Source organism: Phyllobacterium sp. P5_D12, from assembly GCF_054049495.1.
The window spans coordinates 1-7,696 of record NZ_JBFUMG010000200.1 but is presented as its reverse complement, the minus strand read 5'-3'; the positions used below and the strand labels follow the sequence as shown (position 1 = coordinate 7,696).

5 protein-coding genes and 2 pseudogenes are annotated in these 7,696 nt (G+C 56.4%); 2 read left to right on the top strand and 5 right to left on the bottom strand.

Annotated elements, in window-relative coordinates; all coding sequences use genetic code 11:
* Positions 1 to 49: 49 nt before the first annotated feature.
* Positions 50 to 433, bottom strand: a complete 384-nt coding sequence (locus tag ACXJ5O_RS14310; RefSeq protein WP_457300469.1) for a hypothetical protein — start codon at positions 431 to 433, stop codon at positions 50 to 52.
* 474 nt (positions 434 to 907) lie between these two features.
* Here ACXJ5O_RS14310 and ACXJ5O_RS14305 point away from each other — a divergent pair.
* Positions 908 to 2,855 (top strand): annotated as a pseudogene (locus tag ACXJ5O_RS14305) (heavy metal translocating P-type ATPase); the annotation flags it as partial.
* A 123-nt stretch (positions 2,856 to 2,978) separates the two neighbouring features.
* Here ACXJ5O_RS14305 and ACXJ5O_RS14300 read toward each other — a convergent pair.
* The gene (locus tag ACXJ5O_RS14300; protein WP_457300468.1) at positions 2,979 to 3,314 is read right to left on the bottom strand and encodes a hypothetical protein; all 336 of its coding nucleotides are present in this window, start codon (positions 3,312 to 3,314) and stop codon (positions 2,979 to 2,981) included.
* Positions 3,315 to 3,347: 33 nt separating this feature from the next.
* The gene (locus ACXJ5O_RS14295) at positions 3,348 to 5,510 is read right to left on the bottom strand and encodes a mechanosensitive ion channel family protein (RefSeq protein ID WP_457300467.1); all 2,163 of its coding nucleotides are present in this window, start codon (positions 5,508 to 5,510) and stop codon (positions 3,348 to 3,350) included.
* 374 nt (positions 5,511 to 5,884) lie between these two features.
* Between ACXJ5O_RS14295 and ACXJ5O_RS14290 the strand changes: the two genes are divergently transcribed.
* Complete coding sequence (locus ACXJ5O_RS14290) at positions 5,885 to 6,535, top strand: BON domain-containing protein (RefSeq protein ID WP_457300466.1); 651 nt, start codon at positions 5,885 to 5,887, stop codon at positions 6,533 to 6,535.
* A 124-nt stretch (positions 6,536 to 6,659) separates the two neighbouring features.
* On the opposite strand, the pseudogene ACXJ5O_RS14285 reads toward ACXJ5O_RS14290, so the two are convergent.
* Positions 6,660 to 7,394, bottom strand: a pseudogene (locus ACXJ5O_RS14285) (YoaK family protein); the annotation flags it as partial.
* 24 nt (positions 7,395 to 7,418) lie between these two features.
* Positions 7,419 to 7,696 (bottom strand): helix-turn-helix domain-containing protein (locus tag ACXJ5O_RS14280; protein WP_457300465.1); only part of this gene is annotated, 278 nt, incomplete at its 5' end.

The following is a 7,696-nucleotide window of genomic DNA, read 5'->3' as shown; positions in this document are numbered from 1 at the left end:
CCGGGAAAGGCCAGCAAAACTTTAATGGGTGAGCAGTGGTGTTGCTCAGTTATTCTTTCGCGATCTCGTCCAACGCGGTTTCTTCGATTGGATCGATGTTCATGTCTGTTTTCATGGCGAAGTCGTGGACGTCATGCGCACTCAATGGCTGCGACGCGGACGGTAGAAGGATCTGTTGGAGCAACTCAATCTGAACTGATGTCACACGAGGGTCTGGTTCTGATTTCTCTTCTGCATTGGCAGCCTTGGCAGCTATCAAGTCGAAATCGCGCAAACCACTGTCGAAAAAGGCCATAATGCGCCTGGCCAGTCGCTCGGCGTTTAGATCTACTTCGAGAGGTCGGCCCAAGACAAGGGATGCCCTGTCGAGCGCCCTCTTCATGATGTCCCAATCTTGCTGGTTATAGGAGAGCTTGTGTAAATTTGGATCCATTGCATGCTCCGCTTAGGCGGGAGCACATGGAACTCTCAAGCGTCAGTGGCCATAAAATGCCTGACGACTTTTGTATTGTCTTCTGATGGACAGACCTAGTCAAGGTAAACCTACCTTGCCATATAGCAACTCGGGAACCTGCCCTGCGAGAACTAAGACTTCTGATTATCACTGTGACGATGGCGACCGTGCGCGGTCTTGGAGTTGACCGTCTACCGCCAGGGATGCGATCAATTCTATGTCACGCTTTCCATTGTTGAAGAGGCGCATTACTTCCCGCGCCAATCGTTCCATTTGAAAGGGGGCAGGTGGGGTCTGACCTAGCTTCKACTGTGCTCTGTCAAACGCCGTGGACATGAGCCCTTCAGGCCATCGCCAAGTATCACCGCCAAAATTCTCAGGTGGCTCCGGCAAGAAAGACGGCTTGTCTTGGCATGGTTTCTGGGACTCCCCGCCGCGGAGACTGCAGGTTCYGATGGTCGTGCCGATGATCATCATGACGATCATGTCGAACAGACTGTGGAATTGCGCAGTCACGACCATGGACTTCCGTCGGGATCCTGGTGGACAAGCCGAAAAAGCCTTCTGACAATTGCGAGCGGCGTGGCATTCGTCGCCGCATACGGGGTTGCAAAAGCAATACCGGACATCTCGCAATGGGCATTTATCGTTGCGATGCTCATCGGTCTCGTTCCGATTGCACGCCGAGCTATCTTGGCGGCCCTGGCCGGAACGCCGTTTTCCATTGAAATGCTGATGACGATTGCGGCAGTGGGAGCGGTGATCATCGGTGCTCGAGAGGAAGCTACCGCCGTCGTATTCCTATTCCTTGTCGGCGAAATGCTTGAGGGCGTGGCGGCGGGAAGGGCACGCGCCAGCATTCAGGGACTTGCCGATCTCGTGCCCAAAACTGCTTTGGTGGAGCGCGACCGACAAACGGCAACAATTGAGGCCAAGCAAGTTGGCAATCGGCGATGTCATTCTGGTCAGGCCCGGCGACCGCATCCCGGCTGATGGCGATATAACAGAAGGCACGAGCGAGATTGATGAAGCTCCGGTGACGGGTGAGAGCACACCAAAGCGCAAGCACATTGGTGACAGTGTCTTTGCCGGAACCATCAACACCGATGGAGTTCTGCGCATCCGCGTAACTGCAACCGCAGATGACAACACGATTGCCCGTGTCGTTCGCCTGGTCGAGGAAGCTCAGGAAAGCAAAGCACCTACAGAACGCTTCATCGACCGCTTCTCCCGCTATTACACACCAGCCGTCATGGTTGTCGCGGCACTTGTAGCAGTGTTGCCACCCATGACAATGGGCGGATTGTGGAGCGAATGGGTCTACAAAGGTCTTGCAATCCTGTTGATTGGTTGCCCTTGCGCACTCGTCATTTCCACACCTGCCGCCATCGCGGCGGGGCTGTCGGCAGGAGCGAGACGTGGGCTTCTTGTGAAGGGCGGCGCTGTGCTGGAAACTTTCGGCAAAATCACCGCCGTTGCCTTTGACAAGACCGGGACGCTAACCGAGGGCAAGCCTGTCGTCACCGATATCGTCTCGTTCGGTACCCCGGAGAAGCAGATACTTTCAACGGCCGCGGCATTGGAAATGGGTTCCAGTCATCCGCTGGCGATGGCCATCCTCGACAAGGCAAAGGCCGAGAAAGCTCCAATTCCCCCAGCGACGACTGCCAAGGCGGTTTCCGGCAAAGGTGTTGAAGGCAATGTTGGTGGCAAAGCGGTATTCCTGGGTTCACCCCAAGCGGCAGGAGATATCGTTTCCCTCTCCAAGGAACAGACCGACTCTATCACCTCATTGAATGACGAAGGAAAAACGGTCTCTGTTCTCATCGTCGCGGACAAGCTCGCAGGATTGATCGCAATGCGCGACGAGCCACGCCCAGACGCCGAGCGAGGTTTGGCATTGCTTCGCGATGCCGGAGTTAAAGCGGTCATGTTGACAGGAGACAACCGCCGAACCGGAGAGGCCATTGCCGAGAAGCTGGGTATCGAGCCAAGGGCCGAACTGATGCCCGAGTACAAGCAAAGGATCGTCGGTGAAATGCAGCGCGGCGGCCTCGTCGTCGCCAAGGTCGGCGATGGCATCAACGACGCTCCGGCTCTTGCTGCCGCCGACATCGGCATTGCCATGGGTGGCGGCACAGATGTCGCCCTGGAGACTGCCGATGCAGCGATCCTTCATGGCCGTGTGATCGATGTCGCCAACATGATCGACCTGTCGAAGCGCGTGATGGGCAACATCCACCAGAACATTACAGTCGCTCTCGGTCTGAAAGGTGTCTTCCTGATAACCACCATTGTCGGAATCACCGGGCTTTGGCCAGCCATCCTTGCCGACACCGGGGCGACCGTCTTGGTAACGGCGAATGCGATGCGCTTGCTTGGTTGGAAAGGCCGATCCTAGTAACTGAATCCAGTGACCTGTGCCATAATAGTCCAAATTCCACCGTCTGGCTCTTACCAGTTTTAGGCTTGGCATCATGTCCTATCGATAAACCTCAACGGACATACACCCCTCGCACGCAGCTTAATCGCCATCGTCCCGGTCATCATCGTCGTCATCATCGAATCTCGAAGGATCGACAACCGGAAGCAAGAAAATACGCCAGTCATCCTGACCGTCAGGCTCGCCCGACTGGCCAGCCGTCGTGCGGCTGGCTTGCCAAATTTCGGCTTCCTTCGGGAGCGCTCCACGCAGATTGATTTCCGCGACACCGTCCCAGAGGCAACGGCCCTGGTTTTGAAACACATGCAGGTCCCGCCGTAACGCCTCATCCGACAGACGCATCCTCGCATCATCTTCATTCGCCGCGTCGAAGGCGACAATTCCCCGTCCTAAAATCTCGGCCACGAACACGCTCATTTTTCGATCCTCCCAGATCCCTGTTGATAGCCTTCAGCTTTCGCCCTCCACCAATTTCAATTTGGCATCAGCAGCCTTCTTGCGTGCAATGGTTTCGCCGGAAGCCGCGGCCATGGCATTTCCTGAATGATCCTCGCCGCCTGCGACCTGCACCGTTGGTGACGCAAAGCCGATGCCGTTCAACGCAAAGGCTTCGCGGATCATCGCGTAGGCGCGACGCCGGATAGAGGACTGGTGGCCGGGCTTCGTCATCACGGCGAAGCTCAGTTTGATGCCATAGTCGCTAAAGGCCTCCACGCCCTTCATCTTGACCGTCTCGATGATCTGCGGGCCAAGTTCCTCGTCCTCTAGCAGCGCCGCACCGACACCCTTCACCAATTTTTTGACCTTGACGAGGTCGGCGTCGAAGTTGACCGAGATGAAGAACTTGTCGATGACCCAATCCCGGCTCATGTTCTGCACCGCGCCCAGCGTACCGAAGGGAATGGTGAAGATCGGACCGCGATGGTGGCGCAGTTTGACCGAGCGGATGCCGAAGGATTCAACGGTCCCCATGTAGCTGCCGCTCTGAATATATTCTCCGACCCGAAATGCATCATCGGTCATGTAGAAGATACCGCTGATGATGTCCCTGACCAGCGATTGCGAGCCGAAGCCGATGGCGACGCCGAAAATGCCCGCACCCGCGATCAATGGGCCGATTGCCACGCCAAGCCCCGACAGAACCATCATGACTGCAACGGCGGCGATCGCCACGGCAAGAAAATTGCGCAGGATCGGCAACAGTGTCATCAGTCGCCCGCTGCGGGCCAGTGCTGCTTCATCGCCCCCTTCGATGCGGGCACGTTCGATGCGCTGATTGATGAAGCCCTTGACCATATGCCAGATCAGGTCGGCTGCGAGCAGAATGACTATGCCTCCCAATACGCCGCGGATCATGCGGCTGGCAGCCTCGTCCTCCATCAAACCCATTGCGCGAAGCCGAACGACAGCAGCGAGCCAAGCTGCGGCGAGCGCGATAATGACCACCCTCGCGGCCCGCTCGATGAGCACTTCCAAAACCTGATTTCTGCTCTTTGGAGAATCTTCAGGACTGCCGAAAAACGACTGGACGATGGTGCTGGTCATTCTCAGGATCGGAGGAAGGATAAGGACGTATATTCCGACCCACAGCGCCAGGCTCATGCCGGCAATCCACAGCAGCCAGAGTACGCACAGATAAAGTGTGAGCAGCCACTCCTTGGCGCGGTAAGCTCGGGATACAACGGCGGCTTCCCGGCGGTTCCACACGATTTCCAGTGCGACCGCCAGAAGGCCGAGGCCGAGTAAGTAAACGATCAGGCTTTTGACGTTGGGCGCGAAATTCAGCGCCGTCATCATCCCGGCCGCTACCCAGCCCGTAAGGAAGATGCCTGCGAACAAGGCAATACGGCGATACCAGAAGGCTGCCTGCACGTCATCCATGGGAATAAGACGCACCTTGGCGACGCTCTCGCCATTTATTTCATCGCGGCTTACACCGAGTAGTGTGGCAGTAATCTGCATAATCACGCGCCAGGCGATTAGCGCCACGAGCATGGGAAGCACGAGCATGGCCAGCAGCGGCGGCCAAGTGAAGGCGTGGAAGGCACCGATACTGGCCAAAGCAAAGACCACTAACGGAGCGATGGCCGCGAAAATCGAGCGGCCGATGATATGGTGGCGCGCGGGCGAAGCCTCGATCTTAGCGGACATAGCCATTCGCCGGCCCTCGCGGCTGAGAATGTGTCGAACCACAAATTCGGCACCGAAGCCCAGCGCAGCAAACGCAGTGAAGAGCAGCACGATCGCTGCGGGACGTCGACCGTTGATTTCGGTCATGATCATTGAGTGTGCCTTCGAGAACTCGGCGGGAACCGCGGGAATGGCTTGTCCAATGCCGCGCAGATGGGCACGAACGGCGTCCGACCAAACCATAAAGTCACTCGCTGTTGGCACGGCAGGTTCGTCTGCAGCGGTTGGCGGCGCACCCTTTGTGGTGATCCACGCTTTGATTTCCGGATCATCCAGGAGCTTGATGAGTTCTTCAACCTTTGCGGGAGGAGGTGGTGCTGCCGCGGTCTGCGCCAGCGAAGGTGACGCCCACGATAAAGCAAGGCTCAAGGCCAGCAGGACGCTTTCCTTGGCGACGAAGTCTCGGATTGCAGCAAAGTGCATTCAAAACCCCTGACATGCAGTTTAGGTATTGTACGCTCAAGAAGTCGGCCTGTCTCAAAAACCAACGGGTGAGGAGTCTCCGCCAAAGCGTTCGCTTAAGAAAGGCGTCTCTGCGAATCCACCAGAGAGCCAGTGGCCCAATTGAGCGGTTATGATACCAAATGTCGCCGATATCCTGAAATCGTCTTCACAACAGAGAACAGTGGTTGTTGGTATGAGGGCCACGGCAACGTGTCCCGCAAGTACATCGATAATCGCCACGGTCAAATAGGCCGACGCTGCCATTGACGCTTTGACCCTGATCAATGCCTCGGTTGCAACGCGAGGCGAGAATGTAGCCTCGGCGTCGGCCGTTTGCTCAAAGGATCACTACAATGAACGACATGGTTTTGCGACAGAACATCCTCGACGAACTTGAATTCGAACCAAGCCTCAACGCTGCAAACATCGGCGTCTCCGTCGAAAATGGAGTCGTCACTTTGACGGGACACGTTCCTACCTACATGGAAAAAAACACCGCCGCCGACGTTGTTTGCCACGTCAAAAGTGTTCGCGGGATCGCGCTGGATATAGAGGTGCGTCCTGTCGGCAGCCATCGCACAGCAGACGATGAGATCGCAAAGCGCGCGCTTAACATCTTGAGTTGGAGTACCGCCATTCCTGATGGAGCCGTCCAAGTGCAAGTTGACAAGGGATGGGTGGTTCTCTCAGGGATCGTTGATTGGAATTACCAGAAGATAGCGGCTACGGAAGCCGTGCGAGCACTGGCGGGCGTTTTCGACGTCGCCAATAACATCCAGGTCAAACCCTACGCGTCGTCGTTTGACGTCAAGAGGCGAATTGAGGATTCCCTGAAGAGAAGTGCCCGGATTGAGCCGTCCGACATTCGAGTGACGGTTCACGATACTGGCAAGGTAGTTCTCGAGGGGCATGTGAAGGTTTGGGCGGAACGCAGCGTTGCAGCGCGGGCAGCATTGTCAGCACCCGGCGTCAAAGCGGTCGAGAACTTGCTCACCGTCGTCTGATTGTTTGAAGCTTGCGGCCACTACGGCCTCCGGCCACACTCTTTCGCCTTCAGGAAATGCATTGATCCGGGTTAAACAGAGGTACACACAACATTCACCGCGCCCAGGTCTTACTCAGCGTTGTTTTCACATCGTCGAAGAACGGCACAGCCGCAGCGACCAGGAGGATGAGGGCTAGAAATATCGTTGCTCCAAAGCCGGCAAATCTAAACCCCACTGCGCCAACGATGCCCCCGGCAAAGAACAGGAATACCAGCGATGCGTGGACCTTCAGTCTCGCTCGGTCCGCGCGGACCATGGGTCTGGCAGTGTCGTCACGCGCTATATTCCAATAGAAAAGCTTCCCCAGTTCAATTCCCATATCTGTCGTCATCCCCGTAACGTGGGTCGTCCGAATTCGAGCGTTGGAAAGCTTGGTGATCACGGCGTTTTGCAGGCCCATGATGAAGCATAGGAGCATGACGGTCGCGGGAACAAACAGCCATTCACGCCGGGAGAGATTGCTGCCCATTAGGCCAAAGCAAAGCAGCAGAAGGGCCTCGATCATGATCGGAAAAGCGTATTCGCTTTGCAGTGATTGTCGCCGGCCCCAATTGACGAGGATAGCCGAAACGGCCGCGCCTGCGACGAACGAAGCAAACGCGGCCAGTCCGGAAAGTACAAATTTGACATCGCCCAACGCAAAGCTATCGGCCATCGACGACACGATGCCCGACATGTGCGAGGTATACTGTTGTACTGCCAGAAAACCTCCGGCATTCGCCGCACCCGCGACAAAAGTCAAAATGTAGGCCAAGTGGCGGTCGGCAGGGTCGCTTCTTACCCGTCCCGTCAGCCGTCGTAGATAATTTCTCATGATTTGGCCGCGAGCTTTAAGGATGCGCTATTCACTCATTGCCTGCAGCGCGTTCCACTTTTTGATCTCGGCACTTCGCAACGTTGGAAGGGCGATGATCCCCTTGTCTTTCAACTTTGAAAATACCCGGGACACAGTTTCGATTGTTAGACCAAGATAGTCGCCTATGTCCATGCGTGACATGGGAAGCTCCACCCGTTCCAATCCACCCTGACGTTCCGCCAGGTCGAGGAGGAAAGCAGCCACGCGCTCCGCTGCCGTCTGACGTCCGAGAACGAGCAAATGCTCCTGTGCACGCGTAAGAC